Below are 22,173 nucleotides of genomic sequence, written 5' to 3' on the forward strand. Positions count from 1 at the left end.
GGCCGCCAGCGTCACCCTCGCCGGAACCGCGCCACGAAGAAGCCGTCCGCCCCGCCCTGCTTCGCCAGCGCGCCGGGCAGCACGCGGACGCGGCCCGCGCCCCCCGGCACGATGCCTTCGGGCAGTTCCTCAGGCCGGATCGGATCGCGGGTGAAGCCCTGTTCGGCCGCGAAGCCATCGGCCACCATCTCGCCTTCGGCGGGTTCCAGCGAGCAGACGGCATAGATCAGCGTGCCGCCCGGCTTCACCCAGCCGGCCGCCTGGCGGAGCATCGCCGCCTGCTGTTCGGCAAAGCCGGCGATGGCGCGATCGGTGGCGCGGTGGAGCACATCGGGGTGGCGGCGGAAGATGCCGGTGGCCGAGCAGGGCGCATCGAGCAGCACCGCATCGAAAACCGGGCGCGGCTCCTCCGCCATCACGTCCGCCTGCCGGACCTCGGCGGCAAGGCCGGTGCGGGCGAGATTTTCGCGGAGCCGTTCCAGCCGGGGCGCGGACAGGTCCGTCGCCGTAACCTGCCAGCCGGCGGCGGCGAGCTGCATCGTCTTGCCGCCGGGCGCGGCGCAGAGATCGAGCGCGCTGCGCCCCTCCCCCGCGCCCGCCACCCGCGCGGGCAGCGAGGCGGCGATATCCTGCACCCACCATTGTCCATCCGCGAAGCCCGGCAGATCGGCGATCGCGCCGCCACGGGCCAGGCGGACATGGCCGGGGGCGAGGCTGACGCCGCCCAGCCGTTCCGCCCATTCGGCGGTGGCGGCGGGATCGCGGAGCGTGAGATCGACCGGCGGCGGCGCGGCGATCGCAGCGCGGGCGGCATCGACCATGTCCTGCTTCCAGGCCTTGCGCCAGCGCTTCTCCACCGGACGCGGGAGCGCGGGCTGACCCGGCAGCGTGGCGCCGGCCCGCATCGCCGCGCCGAACACGCCATGGACCAGCCGGCGCGGGCCGCCATCCATCAGCGGCAGCACGGTGGCGATGGCGGCATGGGGCGGCGTGCCGAGCGCCAGCGCCTGGGCGAGCGCGATGCGCAGCGCGAAGCGGGCCTTGGCATCGTGGGGAAGCTTCTTGGCCGTGTGGGAATCGATCAGGGCATCGAGATCGGGCAGGCGGCGCAGCACTTCCGCCGCGATGGCGCGGGCGAAGGCGCGATCATCCGCGCGGTCGATGCCCGCCGTGGCATTGCCCAGCGCCGCTTCCAGCGGCAGGCCCTGCCGCAGCACGGCATCGAGCAGGCGCATCGCGGCACGGCGCGCGGCGACGCCGGCGGGTTCGTTATCGCTCAAATCATATTCCCATCGGTCGTTTCCGCGCGGCCATAGAGCATTTCCAGGCCGGGCGGAAATCGCGCGCCAGGCGGATCAGCGGCGCCCGTTGGGATCGAGCGCGCTGGCACGGCGGCGCGAAGCGGGCACCGAGGCGACGCGCGGCGCGGCCGGCCGCTGGCGGGGCAGATCGCCCATTTCCGCCGCGATCGCATCCAGCCGGGCGATGCGGTTGCCGGTATCCGGGTGGGTGGAGAAGAGATTGTCCCCGCCCCTGCCCGACAGCGCCGGCACGATATAGAGCTGGGCGGCCGCCGGGTTGCGGTCCACCACGGGATTGGGGATGCGGGCCGCGCCCTTGGCCAGCTTGGCGAGCGCGGAGGCCAGCGCGCGCGGCTTGCCGGAAATCTCGGCCCCGCCCCGGTCCGCGCCATATTCGCGGGTGCGGCTGATCGCCATCTGGACGATCATGGCCGCAAAGGGCGCCATGATGACGGCGGCGAGCGTGACGAGCATGTTCGGCCGATTTTCGCCATGGCCGCCGAAGAACAGGCCGAAATTCGCGATCATCGATATCGCGCCGGCGATCGTGGCCGTCATCGTCATGATCAGGGTATCGCGGTTGCGCACATGGGCCAGCTCATGCGCCATCACGCCTTCGATCTCGTCGCGATCGAGGATGGCGAGCAGGCCCGTCGTCGCCGCGACGGCGGCATTTTCCGGGTTCCGGCCGGTGGCGAAGGCGTTGGGGTGCGGCGAATCGATGATGTAGACCTTCGGCATCGGCAGGCCGGCGCGCCGCGCGAGGCCCTGCACCAGCCCGACGAATTCGGGGCAGTTGCCGGCGTTCACCTCGCGCGCATCGTGCATGCGCAGCACGATCTTGTCCGCATTCCAGAAGGTGAAGAGGTTCATGCCCCCCGCCACCAGAAGGGCGATGATCGCCCCGCCCGAACCGCCGATCGCATAACCCAGGCCCATGAACAGCGCGGTCATCGCCGCGAGCAGCATGGTCGTCTTCATACCGTTCATCTTGCGCTTCTACCTCCAGAGCGCAATGTGGGGCGCAGCCCCGCAATCTTCAATCGGAACCAACGCCATGTCCGGCAAGCGCCCGCCCCATGTGAAGCCGCCCGCTCATCTTTCGCCCAGCCCGCCCGTGCCGGAGCCGGCCGAATATGTGCCCGATCCGGAGGAGGCGGAGACGCGCGGCCACGATCCCGTCCGCTACGGCGACTGGGAAAGCAAAGGCATAGCGGTGGATTTCTAGGGACCTCCAGGGGGACGCGCGGCGGTTCGGGGGTAGGGGCCGCCGCGCGTCCGGGAGGGGGAGCCGCCCTAGGGGTCGGAAACGCGGCTCCGGAAGCGTGCAGGCATCTTATGACTCGGCGATGTTACAGGGCCATTGCATCCGCGAGGCCCGATCAGTCGAGCCCGGCATAGCGCGCATTGTCGACCAGCCCGATCCGGTCGATCCGCGCCCGCTTGATCGCGGCCAGCGTCTGATCGACGACGCCGTAGGGCGCCTCCCCATCGGCGCGGACATGGAGGATGGGGCGGGCCGGATCGGCGCGGTGGCCCGCCAGCCGCGCGGGCAAGGCCGCAACCGCCACCGGCGCCCCATCCCAGGAAAGCGCGCCCGAAGCCGCGATATCCAGGCGATGCACCGGCGGCGGCGCGGCATCCCGCCGCCCGTCGCCCGGCAGATCGATCGCGACCTTGTGCGTCACCACGGGCACCGTGAGGATCATCATGATGAGGAGGACGAGCAGCACGTCGATCAGCGGCGTGGTGTTCATCTCCACCATCGGGCGGGGATCGGTGAAGGGAATCGGACGATAGCGGGAACGGGCCATGGCATCCTCCTTTTCTGGAGGATACGGGATATCATAACCAATCGCCGAGGGAAGCCTATTCCGGCAGCGTAACGGGCATGGCGCGATGCGCGCGGAGCATATCGGCGACATAGACGGCAAGCCCCGCCCAGATCAGCCCGAAGGTGATGATGTGGACCGTCGTCAGCGGCTCCCCGAACAGCAATATGCCCTGGAAGAAGACCAGCGTGGGCGTGAGATACTGGATCAGCCCCATCGCCGTGTAGCGCATCCGCCGCGCCGCCGCCGCGAACAGCAGCAAGGGCGTGGTGGTGAGCAGGCCGCCGGCGATCAGCAGCAGATCGGTATCGCGATCCACGCCGAAGACGCCCTCCCCCGTATGCGCGCACCACATGAGCCAGCCGAGCGCGACCGGCGCGAGCAGGGTCGTCTCCACGGCGAGGCCGCCCAGCGCATCGATCGCCACCACCTTGCGGACAAGGCCGTAGAGCCCGAAGGTGAGCGCGAGGGCGAGCGATATCCACACCGCCCCGCCCTGCGCCACCGCCATGACGATGACGCCCGCGCCCGCCAGCCCCACCGCCAGCCATTGCACCGGCCGCAGCCTTTCCTTGAGGAAGATCATGCCGAGCGCGACATTGACCAGCGGGTTGATGAAATAGCCGAGGCTCGCCTCCAGCACATGTTCGTGCAGGATCGCCCAGGTGTAGAACAGCCAGTTGAGCGCGATCAGCGTGGCGCTGACCATCAGCAGGCCGAAGGTGCCGCGCGTGCGCAGCGCCGCGCGGATGCCCTTCAGCCGGCCGAAGGCGAGGACGATGACCGCGACCAGCACGAAGGACCAGACGGTGCGGTGCGCGACGATCTGCACCGGCGGCACATGCATGATCTGCTTCAGGTAGAGCGGCAGCAGCCCCCAGATCAGATAGGCCGATAAGGCCAGGAACACGCCGCTGCGGGCTTCATCCTGGGACGCGGAGGGAGATTGCCGGCTCATGATCGCGGCCCTTCGGCCGTCCCATGGCCGCCGTCAACCCGATATGATTTCAATCAGATGATGCCGCCGCCCAGGAACAGGCGCAGGCAGCCGATCGCGATCACGACGAGGTTGAGCGTCTGCCCTTCCTTCGATCGGGACAGCAGGCCGACGATCAGCCCCACCACCGCCACGGGCAGGATCAGCCAGTTGGCCCAGCCCAGGAAGGGAATGAAGGCGAAGATCGCGAGGACCGCCGCGATGACGCCGATAAACAGGGAGATGACGTTCAGCATGGCAGGATGATCGCCTTCTCCGCTCCGCGATGCAAGCGGAAACTGTATTGCCCATATAATACACATGCGATAAGGGAAACCGACCGGAAAACTGGGGAGAAGAAAATGCGTCGCACCACCCTGCCGATCGGCCTTGCCGTAGCGGTTTCAGGCCTGTTTCTGCTCACCGCCTGCGAGGTGAAGGTGGGCAAGGACGACAAGGCCGATGCCGGCAATGGGGCGGCGGCTTCCTCGGCCGACAATGGCGGGCAGGTGTCGCTCGACATACCGGGCTTCAGCGCCAAGGTGGACGTGCCGGCGACCAGCCTCGGCAGCGACGACATGGATATAGACGGCCTGCGCCTCTATCCGGGCACGAGGGTGACGGGCGTGGACGTGAAAGCCGCGGGCGATGCGAGCGCGAACAGCGTGCGCATCAGCTACGCCAGCGCCGACGCGCCGGACAAGCTGAAGGCCTATTATGAGGCGGCGGCCAAGGACAAGGGCTTCACGTCCGCGGCTTCCACCCGCGAAGGCGCGGCCGACGTGCTGAACCTGACCAACGCCAAGGGCAAGAAGGTGCGGATCGCCATCGAGCCGGCGGGCACGGGCAGCAAGGGCGCGCTGACGATCCTGGATTGAAAGGCGGCCAGATGACCGGATCGACCAAGAACAGGCCCCACCCCGCGATCCTGGCGCTGGCTCTGGCCGCCGCCCTGTCCGGTTGCGGCAAGAGCGGCACGGCCGGCAAGGACAGTGCCGGGGGGGATGCGAGCTACCAGCTCAGCGAGAGCAACGGGCAGAGCACGCTGACCGTGCGTTCGGACAAGGGCACGGCCCGGATCGTGAGCGGCACCGGCGACGCGGCCCTGCCGGCCGGCCTTTCGCTCTATCCCGGCGCCACCGTGACCAGCAGCACGCGGATCACCGGCGAAGCGACCGCCAGGAGCACGATATTGAGCTTCGACACGCCGGACATGCCGGCGCAGGTGATCGCTTATTACAAGGCCGGCGCCCGGAAAGCAGGCTATGCCGTCGATGCCGAGGTGAAGGCCGGCACGATGGAGATGCTGAACGGCAAGCACGGCAAGGAGGGCGGCTTCACCCTCACCGCCAATCGCGAAGGCGGCAAGACGGTGGTCAGCCTGCTCGGGAGCGCCGGCGCGCAATAGCGCGTGGCCGGAACCCCGGGGCGGCTCCGCCCGCCGATCGCGCGATCAGGCGGCGACCGGCGCCGCCTCCATCACGGCGCGGATCGCGGCCAGCGCATCGGCCGCCTTGGCGCCGTCCGGTCCGCCGCCCTGGGCCATGTCCGGCCGGCCGCCGCCGCCCTGCCCGCCCAGCGTCGCCACCGCCGCCTTGACGAGATCGACGGCGCTCACATCGCCCTTCAGATCGTCGGTGACGCCGACGGCCACGGAGGCGCGCCCTTCGTTCACCGCCACCAAAGCGGCGACGCCGGAGCCGATCCGGGCCTTCTCCTCGTCGATCAGGCCGCGCAGGCCCTTGGGGTCCAGCCCCTCGATCACCTTGCCGACGAAGGCGCGGCCGGCGATGGTTTCGGACCGGGCGGCCTCCGGCGTCACGCTTGCGCCGCCGGAAAGCGCCAGCGCCTTCTTCGCATCGGCCAGCTCGCGCTCCAGCCGCTTGCGCTCCTCGACCAGCGAGAGGACGCGGGCGGGCACGTCTTCCGGCGCGGTCTTGAGCGTGGCGGCGGCTTCCTTCAGCCGGTCCTCGCGGCCGGTGAGCCAGGCGCGGGCGGCCTCGCCGGTCAGCGCCTCGATACGGCGGACGCCCGACGAGACCGCGCTTTCCGACACGATCTTGAAGAGCGCGATATCGCCCAGCGCGGCGACATGGGTGCCGCCGCACAGCTCGACCGAATAGCTGGCGCCATCGGCCGCGCCCATCGAAAGCACGCGCACCTCGTCGCCATATTTCTCGCCGAACAGCGCCATCGCGCCGGCCGCGATCGCATCGTCCGGCGTCATCAGCCGGGTCATGACGTCGCCATTCTCGCGGATGTGACGGTTCACCTCGGCCTCGACCTCGGCGATCTGCTGCGCGGTCAGCGCCTTGGGGTGCGAGAAATCGAAGCGGAAGCGATCGGCCGCCACCAGGCTGCCCTTCTGCGTCACATGCCCGCCCAGATGCTTGCGCAGCGCGGCGTGCAGCAGATGGGTGGCCGAATGGTTGGCGCGGACGCGGGCGCGATATTCGACGTCGATGGCAAGCTGGACGGCATCGCCCACCTGCACCTCGCCGCCCTCGATCACGGCCTTGTGGGCGTGGATGCGGCCCAGCGGCTTCAGCGTGTCGGTGACGGTGGCGAAGAAGCCGCCCTCGCCCCTGATCTCGCCGACATCGCCCATCTGGCCGCCGCTTTCGCCGTAGAAGGGCGTCTGGTTGGTGACGATCATCACCTCGTCGCCCGTCTGGGCGGCCTTCACCCGCTCGCCGTCGCGAACGATGGCGATCACGCTGCCTTCGCCGACATTGCTGCTATAGCCCGTGAACTCGGTGCCGCCGGCTTCCTCGGCAATGTCGAACCAGACGTCGTCGGACGCCTTCTCGCCCGATCCCTTCCAGGCGGCGCGGGCGGCGGCCTTCTGCTCGGCCATCGCCGCATCGAAACCGGCGCGATCGACGCCGAAGCCCTGGGCGCGCAGCGCATCCTCGGTCAGATCGTAAGGGAAGCCGAACGTGTCGTAGAGCTTGAAGGCCACGGCGCCCGGCAGGGTTTCGCCCGCCTTCATCGATCCGGTCGCCTCGTCCAGCAGCCGCAGGCCGTTGGCGAGCGTCTGGCGGAAGCGGGTCTCCTCCTGCTTCAGCGTTTCCTCGATCAGCGGCTGGGCGCGGACCAGCTCGGGATAAGCGGCGCCCATCTCGGCGACCAGGGCCGGGACGAGGCGATACATCAGCGGCTCGGCAGCGCCCAGCAGATGCGCGTGGCGCATGGCGCGGCGCATGATGCGGCGGAGCACATAGCCGCGGCCCTCATTGGCCGGCAGCACGCCATCCGCCACCAGGAAGCCCGAGGCGCGGAGGTGATCGGCGATCACGCGGTGCGAGGCCTTTGCCGGCCCGGCGGTGTCGGTGCGCGTCAGCTCGCCGGAAGCCGCGATCAGCGCCTTGAAGGTGTCGGTATCGTAATTGTCGTGCACGCCCTGCAGCACGGCGGCGATCCGCTCCAGCCCCATGCCGGTGTCGATCGAGGGGCGCGGCAGGTTGACCCGCTCCTCCTTCGTCACCTGCTCATATTGCATGAAGACGAGGTTCCAGATCTCGACGAAACGGTCGCCATCCTCCTCGGGGCTGCCGGGAGGACCGCCATAGATATGGTCGCCATGATCCCAGAAGATCTCGGAACAGGGGCCGCACGGGCCGGTATCGCCCATCGCCCAGAAATTGTCCGAGGTCGGGATGCGGATGATGCGGCTTTCCGGCAGGCCGGCGATCTTGCGCCAGAGGTCATAGGCCTCGTCGTCCGTGTGATAGACGGTGACGGTCAGCCGGTTCTTGTCGAGGCCCCATTCGCGGGTGATGAGGTTCCACGCGAGCGAGATCGCACGTTCCTTGAAATAATCGCCGAAGGAGAAATTCCCCAGCATTTCAAAGAAGGTGTGGTGCCGCGCCGTATAGCCGACATTGTCGAGATCGTTATGCTTGCCGCCGGCGCGCACGCATTTCTGCGAGGAGGTCGCCGTGGAATAGGGCCGGGTTTCGAGGCCGGTGAAGACGTTCTTGAACGGCACCATGCCCGCGTTGACGAACATCAGCGTGGGATCGTTGTGCGGCACCAGCGGCGCGGAAGGCACGATCTGATGCCCCTCGCCTCCGAAATAGTCGAGGAAGGAGCGGCGGATGTCGTTCGTCGATGTCATGCGCGCGACTTAGTGGAGCGCGCGTCTCTTCTCAAGCGGAGTCGAAGGCAAGGCGGCAGCGGCGCGGCCTGCGGCGCATGTCTCGGAATAGGTACGACCAATGGCCTGGGGCAGGCCGATCCCACTGAAAAGGCCAGATAAACGGAATATCCCATCAAGCCATATAGTTAACGCCAATATAACGCACACGTAATAATCGTTAATATTTGGTTAAAAACAAGTTTTCGGCGCCGCAACAAAAAGATACCATCCCCTATCGAATCGCGCCACGGGGGCGTGGCGTGGTCGCCCTTTGGAACGGGGACTGCTCATGCAAGTATGCAAGCTTCTGGCTGGCGCAGCTTTGGCCGTTGCGGCAATCGCTTCGACACCGGCATCGGCGATCGTCATCAACCTCAACTATACAGGCGCCGGCAGCGCCAATGATTCCGCCGCCTATATGGGTTTCCTGACGGCGGCGAAATTCTGGGAAAACATGCTCGTCGGCGATTCCACGGTGAATCTGAACGTCAGCTATGCGGTGCTGGCCCCGAATGTTCTGGGATCGACGAGCAGCACGCGCGCCGACGTCAACCTGACCGACGTGGTGGCGGCGCTGGAAGCCAAGGCCACCTCCGCGCTGGACGCCAGCGCCGTCGCTGCGGTCAAGGCCCAGCTCACCAACAGCGGATCGGTGAACGCCATCACCAACACGCCCCTGCAGGGCACGCTCGGCGTGGATACCCGCTTCCGCGAATGGGACAATGATTCCAGCGAGAACAACAGCTACATCTGGGGCAACACCGCCAATCTGAAGGCGCTGGGCCTTACCACCGACATTCGCGGCAACGATTTTACGAACACGACCGACGGCAGCATCACCTTCAGCTCGCAGTTCAAGTTCGATTTCCACCCCGAGGACGGCATCGATGCCGATGCGATCGATTTCGTCGGCGTCGCGGTGCACGAGATCGGCCATGCGCTCGGCTTCGTCAGCGGCGTCGATCTCTATGACGTCTATGGCTATTCCAAGGGGCCGGCCTGGCAGCAGGGCGGGTTCGACTTCGACAATCCCGACGGCGGCCTGATGAGCGTGCTGGACCTGTTCCGCTTCAGCAACGATCCTTCCGGCCTTTCGCCCGATGGCGGGCCGGTGCTCGACTGGTCGGTCGCCGATGCCGCCTATATCGCCGCCGGGGGCAATCCCTATTTCTCGATCGACGGCGGCCTGACCCAGCTGTTCGGGGATTCGCGCTATTCCACCGGGCGCTACAATGGCGACGGCCAGCAGGCATCGCACTGGAAGGATAATCTGCCCGGCGTGCCGCAGATCGGCGTGATGGACCCGACGGTCGCCTACGGCCACCAGGACATCGTCGAGGCGCTCGATCTCGCCGCGTTCGATGCCATGGGCTACCAGCTCAACTTCGACATATTGGCCCGCCCGCGCAGCTACAGCACGGCGCAGATGCCGGCCCTGCCGGAACCGGCCACCTGGGCGCAGATGCTGCTGGGCTTCGGCGTCATCGGCGGCGCCATCCGCCGTGCCCGCCGGGAAAAGGCGGCCGCCGCCACGGCCTGAACGCCCTTTCGATCGACCTTCGGCCGGCGGATCCCATGGGTCCGCCGGCCATTTCATGCCGCCATCAGGGATCGACGCAGCCGAGCTGGCGGTCGGCGGAAGCCAGCCTTTCCGGCGGCAGCTGCGCGGCCGTCGCCTTGTCGATGAAGCTCTGCTCCTCCCGCACGATGCGGAACTGCCCGTCGGCATCCTGGTGCCACATCAGATAGCCGCAATGCGCGTGGATGTTGGGAAAGCGGCTGCGGAAATCGGCCGCGACATAAAGGCCCGGCTCCGGCGCATCCGGCGGATCGCGATACCAGGTGAGGCGAACGACATCGCGCGCCTCCGCCCTGCCCGCCTCCGCATTGAAACGCCGGGCTTCGGCGGTATAGAAATCCTCGGTCAGATAGCCGCGCATCGACGCCGCGATCAGCGCATAGGCGCGGTGATAATCCCCGCCATCCTTGGCCGCGAAATAAGCCTGGGTGCGATCGATCACCGCCCGCTGCACGGCCTCGCCGGGGACCGCGTCGCCCGCCATCGCCGGCAGCGCCGCCGTCAGCAACAGCCATTCAGGCATAGGCATAAGCGCCCCCGGCAAGGAGCGCGCGGCCGTATGCCGGGCGGGCGTGGATGCGCTCCAGCCAGTCCATCAGGTGCGGGCGGCCGTGGTCCAGCCCGCCGCGATGGCGCGATATCTCGACGGGAAAGCTCATCATCACGTCCGCCGCGGTGAACATGTCCCCGGCGAACCAGGGGCGATCGGCGAGTTCGAGGTTCAGCCAGTCGAGATGCCGGTCCAGCATCGCCCGCAAGGGCTTGCGCGCCGGCCGGCCCAGCAGGCCCAGCCGGTTCACCACCAGGATCGCCAGCAGGGGCGGCATCATCGATCCTTCGGCATAATGGAGGAAATGGCGGTAGCGCAGCGCGGCCTCGCGATTGCCGGGAGGCCCAAGGCGGCCATCGGCCTTCTCCACCAGATATTCGGCGATCGCGCCCGTTTCCGCGACGACGCGGCCTTCATCCTCGATCAGCGGGGATTTGCCCAGCGGATGCACCCGCCGCAATTCGGGCGGCGCCAGCATCGTCTTGCGATCGCGGGCATAGCGGATCACCTCATAAGGCAGATCCAGTTCCTCCAGCAGCCAGAGCACGCGCTGCGACCTTGAATTTTCGAGATGATGGACGGTGATCGTCATTTCCGGCCCTCTTCCACGGCGGCGGCAAAGGAATGCCCGTGGACGGGCCGGGATGCGAGGGAAATTTCGCCCTGCATCCCGGGGCCTGCCTGCGGACGGACCGCGTCGCCGCCAGGCTGCGCGAGGGATTCGGAGGAAATGGCAGGCAACTCCCCCACCGTCACCCCGGACCTGGGCCGGGGTGACGATGGAGCTTGTGTGCGGCAATGGCAGCATTGCCGGCATCCCTGCCGACGCTGCCGCCAATCCCAACCCGCAGCCTAGGCTTTTTCCACCTTCTTCTTCGCCGGCGCCTTTTTCGCCGCCGCCTTCTTGGGCGCGGCCGTCTTGGCGGCCGCCTTCTTCGGCGCCGCCTTCTTCTTGCCCTTGGCCGGCCCCTTGGCCGCGCGTTCGGCGAGAAGGGCCAGGGCCCCTTCCAGCGTGAGCGTCGCGGGATCGGTGCTCTTGGGCAGGGTGGCGTTGGTGGTGCCGTCGGTCACATAGGGGCCGAAGCGGCCTTCCATCAGCTTCACCTCCGCCCCCGTTTCCGGGTTCGCGCCGAACATCTTCAGCGGCTCGCGGGAGGCGCCGCGCGAACGGCCGCCGCCGGCCGCCGCTTCCGCCAGCTTCACGACGGCCGCGTTCATGCCGGTTTCGAACACCTCGGCGGTGGACGACAGCCGGCCATATTTGCCGTCATGCGCCAGATAGGGGCCGTAACGGCCGATCGAGGCGGTGATCGGCTTGCCGGTTTCCGGGTGCAGGCCGATCTCGCGCGGCAGCGACAGCAGCTTCAACGCCCAGTCGAGCCCGAAATCCTCGGCCGGGATATCCTTGGGGATCGATCCGCGCTTGGCGTCCTTGCCGTCGCCGAGTTGGACATAAGGCCCGAACCGGCCGCTGCGCTTCGTCACCTCCAGCCCGGTCGCGGGATCGGTGCCGAGGGTGACGGGGCCGCTATCCTCGCCCTCGTCCGCCCCGCCCTTCTGCGCGAAACGGCGGGTATATTTGCATTCGGGATAGTTGGAGCAGGCGATGAACGCGCCGAAGCGGCCACCGCGCAGGCTGAGCCGGCCCTCATGGCAGGCCGGGCACAGCCGGGGATCGCTGCCGTCGCCCTTGTCGGGGAACAGATACGGCCCGAGGAACTCGTCCAGCGCCGCCGTCACCTCGGACGGCTTCTGCTCCATCACCTCGACGGTCTTGGGCTTGAAATCGCGCCAGAAGGCTTCCAGCACCTTCTGCCATTCCGCCCGGCCGCCGGAGATATCGTCCAGGCTCTCCTCCAGCCCGGCGGTATAATCGTAGCTGACATAGCGATCGAAGAAGCGCTCCAGGAAGGACGTGACCAGCCGGCCGCTTTCCTGCGGGATGAAGCGATTCTTCTCCAGCGTCACATATTCGCGATCCTTCAGCGTCTGCAGGATCGAGGCATAGGTGGAAGGCCGGCCGATGCCGAGCTCCTCCATCTTCTTGACGAGGCTCGCCTCCGAATAACGCGGCGGCGGCTGGGTGAAATGCTGTTCGGCCTGCACTGCCTTCTTGGCCGGCGCATCGCCTTCCTTCATGCGCGGCAGGCGCTTGCTGTCCTCGTCGCCCTCGTCATCGCGGCCTTCCTCGTAGAGCGCGAGATAGCCGGGGAAGAGCACGACCTGCCCGGTCGCGCGGAGCCCGTGGCTGCCGCTGCCGTCCACCAGCTCCACCGTGGTCCGTTCCAGCCGCGCGGACGCCATCTGGCTCGCCAGCGCGCGCTTGAAGATCAGATCGTACAGCCGCGCGTGATCGCCGGTGCCCACGCGGTCCTTGCTGAAATCGGTGGGCCGGATCGCCTCGTGCGCTTCCTGCGCGTTCTTGGCCTTCGCCTGATACTGGCGGGGCTTGTCCGGCACGTAGGACGCATCGTAGCGATCGGCGATCGCGCTGCGCGCGGCCGAGATCGCGCCGCCGTCCATCTGCACGCCGTCGGTTCGCATGTAGGTGATGGCGCCGTCCTCATAGAGGTTCTGCGCCACCCGCATGGTGTGGCTGGCGGAAAAGCCCAGCTTGCGCGCCGCCTCCTGCTGGAGGGTGGAGGTGGTGAAGGGCGGCGGGGGATTGCGAGTGAGCGGCTTGGTCTCGACCGAGGCGACGGCGAAGCGGCCGGCCTCGACATCCTTCTTCGCCGCCTCGGCATCGCCCTGGTTGCCGATCGTAAGCCGATCGATCTTCTCGCCCTTCCAGCGCACGAGGCGCGTGACGAAGGGCACGCCGTCCTGCTCCATGTCGGCGGTGACGGACCAATATTCCTGCGGCTTGAACGCCTCGATCTCGCGTTCGCGATCGACGACGAGGCGCAGCGCCACCGATTGCACGCGGCCCGCCGATTTCGCGCCCGGCAGCTTGCGCCACAGCACCGGCGAAAGCGTGAAGCCGACCAGATAATCCAGCGCGCGCCGCGCGCGATAGGCGTCGATCAGATCCTCATCCAGCGCGCGGGGATGCGCCATCGCATCCAGCACGGCCGGCTTGGTGATGGCGTTGAAGGTGACGCGGCGCACATCCTGCGGCAGCGCTCGGCGCTTCCTCAGCACCTCCTGCACATGCCACGAAATCGCCTCGCCCTCGCGATCGGGGTCGGTCGCGAGGATCAGGGTGTCGGCATCCTTCGCCTCGTCCGCGATCGCCTTCAGCTGGCGGGTCTTGTCGGCATAGGCCTCCCACTCCATCGCGAAGCCGTTGTCCGGATCGACCGATCCGTCCTTCGCCGGCAGATCGCGGACATGGCCATAGGATGCCAGCACGCGATGGCCGGGGCCGAGATATTTCTCGATGGTCTTCGCCTTGGCGGGCGATTCAACGACGACGAGCTTCATGGGTTCTGGTTGTTCCTCGTATGTGTACGCGTAAAGGTGGAGACCCGCCTTGCCCTTCGTCAAGCACGCAGTTTCAGCCCAGGGATATGACCGCCTCATGGAGATCGCCACCGAACGCCTGCTGCTGCGCCGCGCCCGCCCGGAGGATGTCGATGCGCTGCACGCCATTCTCTCGAACGATCGGGCCATGCGCTACTGGTCGACGCCGCCCCATGCCACGCGCGCGGAAACCGAGGCATGGCTGGCCGCGATGATCCAGTCACCGGCGGAGGAAAGCGAGGATTTCGTGGTCGTGCGCGACGGCCGGGTGATCGGCAAGGCGGGCGCGTTCCGGCTGCCGGAGATCGGCTATATCCTCCACCCCGATCATTGGGGGCTGGGCCTCGGCCGGGAGGCGCTGAGCGGGTTCGTCGCTCATGTCTTCCGCCGGCCGGACGTGGACCATCTGGTCGCGGACGTCGATCCGCGCAACATCGGCTCGCTCAGGATGCTCGCCGGCCTCGGCTTCTACGAGGCGGGCCGCGCGGAACGGACCTATCACACCCATATCGGCTGGTGCGACAGCATCTACCTGCGGCTGGACGCGCCGGGCTGACCCCGGATCGTTTCCGGCGCCGAAGGGTTACGCCTCCCGGAAGCCATGGCACCGGAGGGATTCATGTCCGTACCGCACAAGGCCGAGCTCAGCCTGCTCGACCATGAGGATGGCCAGCTGATCGCGAAGACGCACCATCCCGCCATCCACGATCTGACGCGGGAGGAGCTGCAGGATATGCGGACGCGATTGCGGGCCCTGCGCGATCGGGAACGCACGCTGCTCCGCCAGAAGCTGCGCGAGATACGCGGCAAGGCCGAAGCGCGCGGCACGAGCTTTCCCGGCACGGCCGATCAGCCGGCCAGGCGCAAGCAGGTGTTCGCCAACGCGCTGAAGCGGGTGAACAGCGAATTCAGCCGGCTGCGCAAGATCGAGGGGCGCCAGGCCATGACGGAATCGGCCAAGCGGGCCCTGGCGCTGCGCAAATCGGGTGAGGAGTTCGCCCGCCCCGCCAACAGCCCCACCGCCGGCAAGGGCGCGCGCGCCATCCCCAGCAAGCGCGGCAAATCGCATATCGCCGGCAGCCGTATCGGCAGCACATCGCAGGCGACCAGGAAGGCGCAGGCGGCAAAGGACAAGCGCGGCTGAAAGCGCGCGGGCCGGCCTCAGCCCAGGCTCACCCGTCCGCCGGCATGGCGTTGCAGGCTGCCCGCCAGCTCCAGTTCCAGCAGCACCAGCTGGACGACGGCGGGCGCTAGGCCGGACAGGCGGATCAGCTCGTCCACCGGAACCGCCGACGGGCCGAGCAGGCCGGTGACGGCGCGGCGATCGCGATCGTCGGCATCGATCGCGGCCGGCGGCACGGCATAAGGCTGGCGCGGAGCCGCCACGCCATCCGCGATCGGGCGGAGCGCTTCCATGATATCGGCGGCGGACTGGACGAGGGTCGCGCCCTCGCGGATCAGCAAATTGCAGCCCTGCGCGCGCGGATCGAGGGGGAAGCCGGGCACGGCCATCACCTCGCGGCCATAATCGGCGGCATAGCGCGCGGTGATCAGCGATCCCGATTTGGGCGCGGCCTCCACCACCACCGTGCCGGCGGCGAGCCCGGCGATGATCCGGTTGCGATAGGGGAAATGCCGGGCGCGCGGCTCCAGCCCCGGCGGCTGTTCGGCCACCAGCAGGCCGCGTTCGGCGATATCCGCCTGCAATGCGGCATTTTCCGGAGGATAGGTGATGTCGATGCCGCCCGCGATCACCGCCACCGTGCCGCCTTCCAGCGCCCCGGCATGGGCGGCGGCATCGATCCCGCGCGCCAGCCCCGAAACCACCGTGGCACCGGCATCGGCCAGCTCATGGCCAAGCTGGCGGGCGAAGCGGATGGCGAGCGCGCTGGCATTGCGCGCGCCCACCATCGCCACCATCGGCCGGTCGAGCAGCGCCAGCCGCCCCTTCACGATCAGGGCCGGCGGCGCGGCCTCGATCTCCGCCAGGTGGCGCGGATAGAGGCCGATGCCCCGGAACAGGTATCGCGCGCCGAGCGCGGCGACGCGCTGCACCTCGCGCTCCACCTCGGCGCGGCCCGCCACGCGGATTTCCCGCCCGCCCCCGCGCCGGGCGAGATCGGGCAAGGCATCCAGCGCATCCTGCGGCCGGCGGAAACGCTGGAGCAGCTGATGGTAGGTGACGGGGCCGACATTGGCGGAACGGATCAGCCGGAGCCGGGCGATGCGATCTTCCTCGATCGCGGGATCGGCGCCGTCCGCCATCGCTTCAGCCGGCGGATTTGGCGCCGATGCGCGGTTCGGTGCCCGCCAGCAGCCGTTCCAGATTGCCGCGATGCTTCCACAGCACCATCAGCGCGAAGGCCAGGAACAGCAGCACCAGCGGAAACTGCCCCATCACGGCGGCGACCACCGGCGGCATGCAGGCCGCCGCCATGCCGCCGACGGAGGAATAACGGCTGATCAGCGCCGCGCCGATCCACACCACCGCGAAGGCGATCCCCGCCGGCCACAGCAGCGCCAGCGCGATGCCCAGCAGCGTCGCCACCCCCTTGCCGCCCCGGAAGCCGAGCCACACCGGATAGAGATGGCCGAAAAAGGCGCCCGCCGCCGCCGGCGCGCCGAGATCGGGCGAGATCGCGGCCGCGATCAGCACCGCCGCCGCGCCCTTGGCGCCATCCAGCAGCAAGGTGAGCGCCGCCAGCCCCTTCCGGCCGGTGCGCAGCACGTTCGTGGCGCCGATATTGCCCGATCCGATCTGGCGCAGGTCGCCAGCGCCCGCCGCGCGCGTCAGCAGCACGCCGAACGGGATGGACCCCAGCAGATATCCGCCCAGCAGGGCAATCAGCGGCCAAAGCCAGGTTTCAGAAAGCACACACCACCCTGTCGTTGTGCGGCGACAATAAGCGCTGCCGTGCCTTACGCAAGATTTCCGTCACATTCCCTCCCTCGGGCGAGGGACGATTCCCCATCGCGCCCTTTGCCCTTATGAGGCGGGCATGAGCGACGACCGCCCCCTCCTCTTCTTCGATTCGGGCGTGGGCGGGCTATCCGTCCTCGCGCCCACGCGCCGGCTGCTGCCCCGCGCGCCCATCGTCTATGCCGCCGACAATGGCGGCTTCCCCTATGGCACGAAGAGCGAGGCGGAGATCGCCGCACGCGTGCCCGCCCTGCTGGGCCGGCTGGTGGAGCGTTACAATCCCCGGCTGGTGGTGATCGCCTGCAACACGGCCTCCACCATCGCATTGGGCGCGGTGCGCGCCGCGCTCGACCTGCCCGTGGTCGGCACGGTCCCGGCGATCAAGCCCGCCGCCGAACAGTCCCGCACCCGCGCGATCGGCGTGCTCGGCACCAATGCCACGGTGCGCCAGCCTTATGTCGACGATCTTTCCGCGCGCTTCGCGGGCGATTGCCTGGTGCTGCGCCACGGATCGGCCCGGCTGGTCGAGCTGGCCGAGGCGAAGCTGCGCGGCGAGCCCACGGCAGCGGCCGACTATGCCGAGGTGATGGCCGGCCTCGTCGATCAGCCGGGCGGCGACCGGATCGATACCGTGGTGCTGGCCTGCACCCATTTCCCGCTGGTGGAGGCGGAGCTTGCCGCCGCATCGCCGCGCCCGCTGGCCTTCGTCCATGGCGGCGACGGCATCGCCCGGCGCATCGCCCACCTGACCGAGGGGCAGGAATGGCCGCAATCGCCCCCGCCGGGCATCGCCCTGTTCACCGCCCCGTTCGAGGTTCCGGCCGGCCTCGTCGCCGGCCTCGCCGCCCATGGGCTGGAAGATATCCGCTTCCTCTGATCTCGCCGCTTATCGGGGGAAACGATCAGCGAAAACGGGGCTTTGCGCTACACATCCCGGCCCCGCCATCCTATGTTTCGGCCATGATCGCGTGCCCGGTCGCGGGATGTTAACCGCCATGTGCGCAGCATCGCTGCACATATGGCCGCCAGTTGCGAACCGTTCGCGCTGGAAAAAGTGGGCGAGCTTCCCTAGAAGCGCCCGCATATTTCGAGGGCGATGGCCCCCGGGGGAGTAGGTTCCTTGGACTATCAGCGCGTTTTTGCGGATGCGATCGACAGGCTCCATGCGGAGGGCCGCTACCGGGTTTTCATCGATATCCTGCGCAACAAGGGCGCTTTTCCCAACGCGCGCTGCTTCGCCGGCCATAATGGGCCGAAGCCGATCACCGTCTGGTGCTCCAACGATTATCTCGCCATGGGGCAGCACCCCAAGGTGATCACCGCCATGGAAGAGGCGCTGCACGATGTGGGCGCTGGTTCGGGCGGCACCCGCAATATCGGCGGCAACACGCATTACCATATCGATCTGGAGAATGAGCTGGCGGACTGGCACGGCAAGGAAGCCGCGCTGCTCTTCACCTCCGGCTATGTTTCCAACGATGCCACGCTTTCGACGCTGGGCAAGGTGCTGCCCGGCTGCATCATCTTCTCGGACGAGCTGAACCACGCCTCGATGATCGCGGGCATCCGCAATTCGGGCTGCGAGAAGCGGGTGTTCCGCCACAACGACCTCGCCCATCTGGAAGAGCTGCTGGCCGCCGAAGACCCCGAGGCCCCCAAGCTGATCGCCTTCGAAAGCGTCTATTCGATGGAAGGCGACGTCGCCCCCATCCATGCGATCTGCGATCTGGCGGACAAGTATAACGCGCTGACCTATCTGGACGAGGTGCACGCCGTCGGCATGTATGGCCCGCGCGGCGGCGGCATCGCCGATCGCGAGGGCGCGGCCCACCGGCTGACGATCGTCGAAGGCACGCTGGCCAAGGCGATCGGCGTGATGGGCGGCTATATCGCGGCCGATCGCACGATCATCGACGTGATCCGCAGCTATGCGCCGGGCTTCATCTTCACCACCTCGCTCTCGCCCGTGCTGGTGGCCGGCGCGCTCGCCAGCATCCGCCATCTCAAATCCTCCTCGGAGGAGCGCGACGGCCAGCAGGCCGCCGCCGCGATGCTGAAGGCGATGTTCCGCGAAGCCGGCCTGCCGGTGATGGAATCCACCACCCATATCGTGCCGCTGATGGTGGGCGATCCGGTGAAGGCCAAGCGGGTGAGCGACATCCTGCTCGCCGAATATGGCGTCTATGTGCAGCCGATCAATTATCCCACCGTGCCGCGCGGCACGGAACGGCTGCGCTTCACGCCCGGCCCGCAGCATGACGAGGCGATGATGCGCGACCTGACGTCCGCGCTGCTCGAAATCTGGGACCGGATCGAACTTCGGCTCGCGGCCTGACGCATCGGGGCAAGCGGCCGGCGCGCCGGCCCGCTTCTCCCTCCGGCCGCGATCGTCAATCGCGGCAGAAGCCTTCGCCCTGCCGGATCATCAGGCAATCCTTCTTGCCGGCCAGATATTTGAGGCCGGTCTCATCCCCGGTCGCCTTGCGGATCACTTCCTCCTTGCCGTCGCGGGTGAAGTGGATCGTCTCGCCGGCGCCGGTGCCGACATAATTGTTGGTGCCGTCCAGCAGCGTGACCTTGAGGGCATATATCCCCTCCTCCGGTCCCGGCTCGATCTCCAGCGCCAGCCCTTCCACGCCCACCCATTTGCCGATCCACGCGGCGGTCGGCAGCGTCGAGGCGACGGCGGCATTGCCGATGCCGGGGTCCGCCACGGCATTGCCGGGGGCCATGTCCGGTTCCGCCGGCAGGATCGCATTGCCGGCCGCGTCCGCCCCGCCGGCATCGACATCCGCCGGCTTGGTCGCCGGTCCGCAGGCGGCAAGCATGGCGCAGGCAAGAATCATGATGGTGGGCTTCATCGGCAAGCTCCCTTGATGGTGGATGCCCTTCCAACGCACGGATCGCGACTTGGCAACATGGCAGGTGGCGTTTCGCCGCCCGAGCCCCTAGATAGCCGCCATTCGACTCAATCCGGAACCCGTATCATGGCCGAGACAATCGCCATCGCATCCGATCACGCCGCCATCGACCTGAAGGCCGCGCTCGCCCAATGGCTGCGCGAGCAGGGCCATGAGGTGATCGACCTTGGCCCCGCAACGGCGGATTCGGTCGACTATCCCGATTATGGCTATGCCCTGGCCGAAGCCGTGGCCGGCGGCCGCGCCGCGCGGGGCATCGCGCTATGCGGATCAGGCATCGGCATCTCGATCGCGGTGAACCGCAACCCGGCGGTGCGTTGCGCGCTCGTTTCGGACAATCTTTCCGCCCGCCTTTCGCGCCAGCATAATGATGCGAACATCATCGCCATGGGGGCGCGGCTGATCGGCGTCGATACCGCCAAGGATTGCGTATCCGCCTTCCTCGCCACCCCGTTCGAAGGCGGCCGCCACCAGCGCCGCATCGACAAGCTTTCCAACCCCGCATTCGCCAAGGAGCCAGCATGAGCACCAACCCCGCATCCCTGTCGGAGGTCCAGCCCGACGGCTTCTTCACCCGTGGCCTCGCCGATGCCGATGCGGCCGTGTTCGGCGGCGTCCGCCAGGAACTGTCGCGCGAGCAGAACCAGATCGAGCTGATCGCTTCGGAAAACATCGTGTCCCGCGCGGTGCTGGAAGCGCAGGGCTCCGTCTTCACCAACAAATATGCCGAAGGCTATCCGGGCAAGCGCTATTATCAGGGCTGCGCGCCCTCCGACGTGGTGGAAACGCTGGCGATCGAGCGCGCCAAGCAGCTCTTCAACTGCGGCTTCGCCAATGTGCAGCCCCATTCGGGCGCGCAGGCCAATGGCGCGGTGATGCTGGCGCTCACCAAGCCGGGCGACACGATCATGGGCCTCAGCCTCGATGCCGGCGGCCACCTGACCCACGGCGCCAAGGCGGCGCTTTCGGGCAAATGGTATAATGCCGTGCAATATGGCGTGCGCCGCGACGATCACCTCATCGATTTCGATCAGGTCGAGGCGCTGGCCAGGGAGCATCAGCCGAAGCTGATCATCGCCGGCGGCTCCGCTTATCCGCGCCACATCGATTTCGCCCGCTTCCGCGCGATCGCGGACGAGGTGGGCGCCTATTTCATGGTCGACATGGCGCACTTCGCCGGCCTGGTGGCGGGCGGCGTGCACCCCACGCCCTTCGGCCACGCCCATGTCGTCACCACCACCACGCACAAGACGCTGCGCGGACCGCGCGGCGGCATGGTGCTGACCGATGACGAGGCGATCGCCAAGAAGATCAACTCGGCCGTCTTCCCCGGCCTGCAGGGCGGCCCGCTGATGCACGTGATCGCCGCCAAGGCGGTGGCGTTCGGCGAGGCGCTCCAGCCCGAATTCAAGAGCTATGCCAAGGCGGTGGTCGAAAACGCCAAGGTGCTGGCCGCCCGCCTGAAGGAACGCGGCGCGGAGATCGTCTCCGGCGGCACCGACACGCATCTGGCGCTGGTCGATCTGACCCCGCTGGGCGTCACCGGCCGCGATGCGGACGAGGCGCTGGAGCGTTCGTCGATCACCTGCAACAAGAACGGCATCCCCTTCGATCCGCTGCCCCCGGTCAAGACCTCGGGCATCCGCGTCGGCACGCCGGCCGGCACCACGCGCGGCTTCGGCCCGGCCGAATTCCGCGAGATCGCGGACATGATCGCCGACGTGCTCGAAGGCCTGCGCACCAAGGGCGAGCACGGCGATCCGGCCGTGGAAGCCGCGGTCAAGGCCCGGGTCGAGGCGCTCTGCGCCCGCTTCCCGATCTACCCCGCCCAGTGAGTTCGATCCGCTCTCGCGGGTGGGGGTGCGGGCTGATGCCGCTCGCCTGGAGGGCGCGATAATGCGCTGCCCGTTCTGCGGCCATGAAGACAGCCAGGTGAAGGACAGCCGCCCCAGCGAGGATGGGGCGGCGATCCGTCGCCGGCGCCAGTGCGAAGGCTGCGGCGCGCGCTTCACCACGTTCGAGCGCATCCAGCTGCGCGAGCTGACGCTCATCAAGAGCGACGGCCGCCGCGAACCGTTCGATCGCGACAAGCTGGCCCAGTCGATCAGCGTCGCCTGCCGCAAGCGCCCGATCGATCCCGCCCGGATCGACCGGCTGGTCTCCGCCATCCAGCGCCAGATCGAAACCAGCGGCGAAAGCGAAGTCGCCGCCGCCCAGGTCGGCGGGATGGTGATGAACGGGCTGAAGGCGATGGACAGCGTGGCCTATATCCGCTTCGCCAGCGTCTATAAGGACTTCACCGAGGCCAAGGACTTCGAGGATTTCGCCGGCGCGGTGGCGGAGGCGGGCAAGGACGGATAGGAGTTTCTTTCGCTTCCCCCTTGCCGCCCGCCCATCCCTTGCTTCGCCCATCCCGAGGGGGAGGCCGACCTTTTGAAGCCTCGTCTCGAAGGATCGCCCGCTTCCCCCACCCGCTCATCCTGAGTAGGGA

The 22,173-nt window shown here is 68.0% G+C and carries 23 protein-coding genes; 11 read left to right on the forward strand and 12 right to left on the reverse strand.

Features of this window, described 5'->3' with window-relative positions:
- Window positions 1-11: 11 nt before the first annotated feature.
- Entirely contained in the window at window positions 12-1,235 is a 1,224-nt protein-coding gene (locus tag G432_RS04015; RefSeq protein ID WP_051128800.1) for an RsmB/NOP family class I SAM-dependent RNA methyltransferase, read from the reverse strand.
- Between the two features lie 120 nt (window positions 1,236-1,355).
- Window positions 1,356-2,291 (reverse strand): zinc metalloprotease HtpX, encoded by a 936-nt coding sequence (htpX, locus tag G432_RS04020; protein ID WP_015457540.1) that lies wholly within the window; start codon window positions 2,289-2,291, stop codon window positions 1,356-1,358.
- A 67-nt stretch (window positions 2,292-2,358) separates the two neighbouring features.
- On the opposite strand from htpX, the gene G432_RS22310 reads away from it, so the two are divergent.
- Window positions 2,359-2,529, forward strand: a complete 171-nt coding sequence (locus G432_RS22310) for a DUF1674 domain-containing protein (RefSeq protein WP_015457541.1) — start codon at window positions 2,359-2,361, stop codon at window positions 2,527-2,529.
- 154 nt (window positions 2,530-2,683) lie between these two features.
- On the opposite strand, the gene G432_RS04025 is transcribed toward G432_RS22310, so the two are convergent.
- The 3 genes from G432_RS04025 to G432_RS04035 are packed head-to-tail and all read right to left on the reverse strand — an operon-like array spanning window position 2,684 to window position 4,366.
- Window positions 2,684-3,115 (reverse strand): ExbD/TolR family protein, encoded by a 432-nt coding sequence (locus G432_RS04025; protein ID WP_015457542.1) that lies wholly within the window; start codon window positions 3,113-3,115, stop codon window positions 2,684-2,686.
- A 55-nt stretch (window positions 3,116-3,170) separates the two neighbouring features.
- Complete coding sequence (gene rarD / locus G432_RS04030; RefSeq protein WP_015457543.1) at window positions 3,171-4,091, reverse strand: EamA family transporter RarD; 921 nt, start codon at window positions 4,089-4,091, stop codon at window positions 3,171-3,173.
- A 53-nt stretch (window positions 4,092-4,144) separates the two neighbouring features.
- Window positions 4,145-4,366: a hypothetical protein gene (locus tag G432_RS04035; RefSeq protein ID WP_015457544.1), complete on the reverse strand. Its 222-nt coding sequence runs from the start codon at window positions 4,364-4,366 to the stop codon at window positions 4,145-4,147.
- A 105-nt stretch (window positions 4,367-4,471) separates the two neighbouring features.
- Between G432_RS04035 and G432_RS04040 the strand changes: the two genes are divergently transcribed.
- Window positions 4,472-4,987 (forward strand): hypothetical protein, encoded by a 516-nt coding sequence (locus tag G432_RS04040; protein WP_015457545.1) that lies wholly within the window; start codon window positions 4,472-4,474, stop codon window positions 4,985-4,987.
- An 11-nt stretch (window positions 4,988-4,998) separates the two neighbouring features.
- Window positions 4,999-5,517 (forward strand): hypothetical protein, encoded by a 519-nt coding sequence (locus G432_RS04045; RefSeq protein ID WP_015457546.1) that lies wholly within the window; start codon window positions 4,999-5,001, stop codon window positions 5,515-5,517.
- 45 nt (window positions 5,518-5,562) lie between these two features.
- Here the strand turns inward: G432_RS04045 and alaS are convergent, their stop codons facing one another.
- Window positions 5,563-8,229, reverse strand: coding sequence for an alanine--tRNA ligase (gene alaS, locus G432_RS04050; protein ID WP_015457547.1), 2,667 nt, complete (start codon window positions 8,227-8,229; stop codon window positions 5,563-5,565).
- A gap of 343 nt (window positions 8,230-8,572) precedes the next feature.
- Between alaS and G432_RS24025 the strand changes: the two genes are divergently transcribed.
- Complete coding sequence (locus G432_RS24025) at window positions 8,573-9,790, forward strand: NF038122 family metalloprotease (protein WP_051128695.1); 1,218 nt, start codon at window positions 8,573-8,575, stop codon at window positions 9,788-9,790.
- A 64-nt stretch (window positions 9,791-9,854) separates the two neighbouring features.
- Here G432_RS24025 and G432_RS04060 read toward each other — a convergent pair whose 3' ends face one another.
- From G432_RS04060 to topA, 3 genes are all read right to left on the reverse strand, one after another.
- A complete protein-coding gene (locus G432_RS04060; protein ID WP_015457549.1) occupies window positions 9,855-10,352 on the reverse strand; it encodes a DUF4019 domain-containing protein in 498 nt (165 codons plus the stop codon).
- Window positions 10,345-10,971: a glutathione S-transferase family protein gene (locus G432_RS04065; RefSeq protein WP_015457550.1), complete on the reverse strand. Its 627-nt coding sequence runs from the start codon at window positions 10,969-10,971 to the stop codon at window positions 10,345-10,347. The genes G432_RS04060 and G432_RS04065 overlap by 8 nt, the downstream gene beginning before the upstream one ends.
- A 260-nt stretch (window positions 10,972-11,231) precedes the next feature.
- Window positions 11,232-13,802, reverse strand: coding sequence for a type I DNA topoisomerase (gene topA / locus G432_RS04070; RefSeq protein WP_015457551.1), 2,571 nt, complete (start codon window positions 13,800-13,802; stop codon window positions 11,232-11,234).
- Window positions 13,803-13,899: 97 nt separating this feature from the next.
- Between topA and G432_RS04075 the strand changes: the two genes are divergently transcribed.
- Both G432_RS04075 and G432_RS04080 read left to right on the forward strand, forming a co-directional pair.
- Complete coding sequence (locus G432_RS04075) at window positions 13,900-14,397, forward strand: GNAT family N-acetyltransferase (RefSeq protein ID WP_015457552.1); 498 nt, start codon at window positions 13,900-13,902, stop codon at window positions 14,395-14,397.
- A gap of 63 nt (window positions 14,398-14,460) precedes the next feature.
- Window positions 14,461-14,985 (forward strand): hypothetical protein, encoded by a 525-nt coding sequence (locus G432_RS04080; protein WP_015457553.1) that lies wholly within the window; start codon window positions 14,461-14,463, stop codon window positions 14,983-14,985.
- 17 nt (window positions 14,986-15,002) lie between these two features.
- Here G432_RS04080 and dprA read toward each other — a convergent pair whose 3' ends face one another.
- Window positions 15,003-16,106 carry a DNA-processing protein DprA gene (dprA, locus tag G432_RS04085; protein ID WP_015457554.1) on the reverse strand — a complete coding sequence of 368 codons (1,104 nt, stop codon included), beginning with the start codon at window positions 16,104-16,106 and terminating at the stop codon, window positions 15,003-15,005.
- 4 nt (window positions 16,107-16,110) lie between these two features.
- Window positions 16,111-16,716 carry a glycerol-3-phosphate 1-O-acyltransferase PlsY gene (gene plsY / locus G432_RS04090; RefSeq protein ID WP_015457555.1) on the reverse strand — a complete coding sequence of 202 codons (606 nt, stop codon included), beginning with the start codon at window positions 16,714-16,716 and terminating at the stop codon, window positions 16,111-16,113.
- Window positions 16,717-16,840: 124 nt separating this feature from the next.
- Here plsY and murI point away from each other — a divergent pair, with 124 nt between their 5' ends.
- Window positions 16,841-17,638, forward strand: a complete 798-nt coding sequence (gene murI / locus G432_RS04095) for a glutamate racemase (protein ID WP_015457556.1) — start codon at window positions 16,841-16,843, stop codon at window positions 17,636-17,638.
- Between the two features lie 219 nt (window positions 17,639-17,857).
- The gene (gene hemA, locus G432_RS04100; protein ID WP_413818411.1) at window positions 17,858-19,096 is read left to right on the forward strand and encodes a 5-aminolevulinate synthase; all 1,239 of its coding nucleotides are present in this window, start codon (window positions 17,858-17,860) and stop codon (window positions 19,094-19,096) included.
- A 55-nt stretch (window positions 19,097-19,151) separates the two neighbouring features.
- Here hemA and G432_RS04105 read toward each other — a convergent pair whose 3' ends face one another.
- Window positions 19,152-19,622: a hypothetical protein gene (locus tag G432_RS04105; protein ID WP_015457558.1), complete on the reverse strand. Its 471-nt coding sequence runs from the start codon at window positions 19,620-19,622 to the stop codon at window positions 19,152-19,154.
- A 126-nt stretch (window positions 19,623-19,748) separates the two neighbouring features.
- On the opposite strand from G432_RS04105, the gene rpiB reads away from it, so the two are divergent.
- The 3 genes from rpiB to nrdR all read left to right on the forward strand — a co-directional run bounded on the left by rpiB (window position 19,749) and on the right by nrdR (window position 22,043).
- Window positions 19,749-20,207 (forward strand): ribose 5-phosphate isomerase B, encoded by a 459-nt coding sequence (gene rpiB, locus G432_RS04110; protein WP_015457559.1) that lies wholly within the window; start codon window positions 19,749-19,751, stop codon window positions 20,205-20,207.
- Window positions 20,204-21,517: a serine hydroxymethyltransferase gene (gene glyA / locus G432_RS04115; protein ID WP_015457560.1), complete on the forward strand. Its 1,314-nt coding sequence runs from the start codon at window positions 20,204-20,206 to the stop codon at window positions 21,515-21,517. Before rpiB ends, glyA begins: the two co-directional genes overlap by 4 nt.
- A 61-nt stretch (window positions 21,518-21,578) precedes the next feature.
- Window positions 21,579-22,043 (forward strand): transcriptional regulator NrdR, encoded by a 465-nt coding sequence (gene nrdR, locus G432_RS04120; RefSeq protein WP_015457561.1) that lies wholly within the window; start codon window positions 21,579-21,581, stop codon window positions 22,041-22,043.
- Window positions 22,044-22,173 lie beyond the last annotated feature (130 nt).

Origin of the sequence: Sphingomonas sp. MM-1, from assembly GCF_000347675.2 — a bacterium.
GTDB classification, from domain to species: Bacteria; Pseudomonadota; Alphaproteobacteria; order Sphingomonadales; family Sphingomonadaceae; genus Sphingomonas_E; species Sphingomonas_E fennica.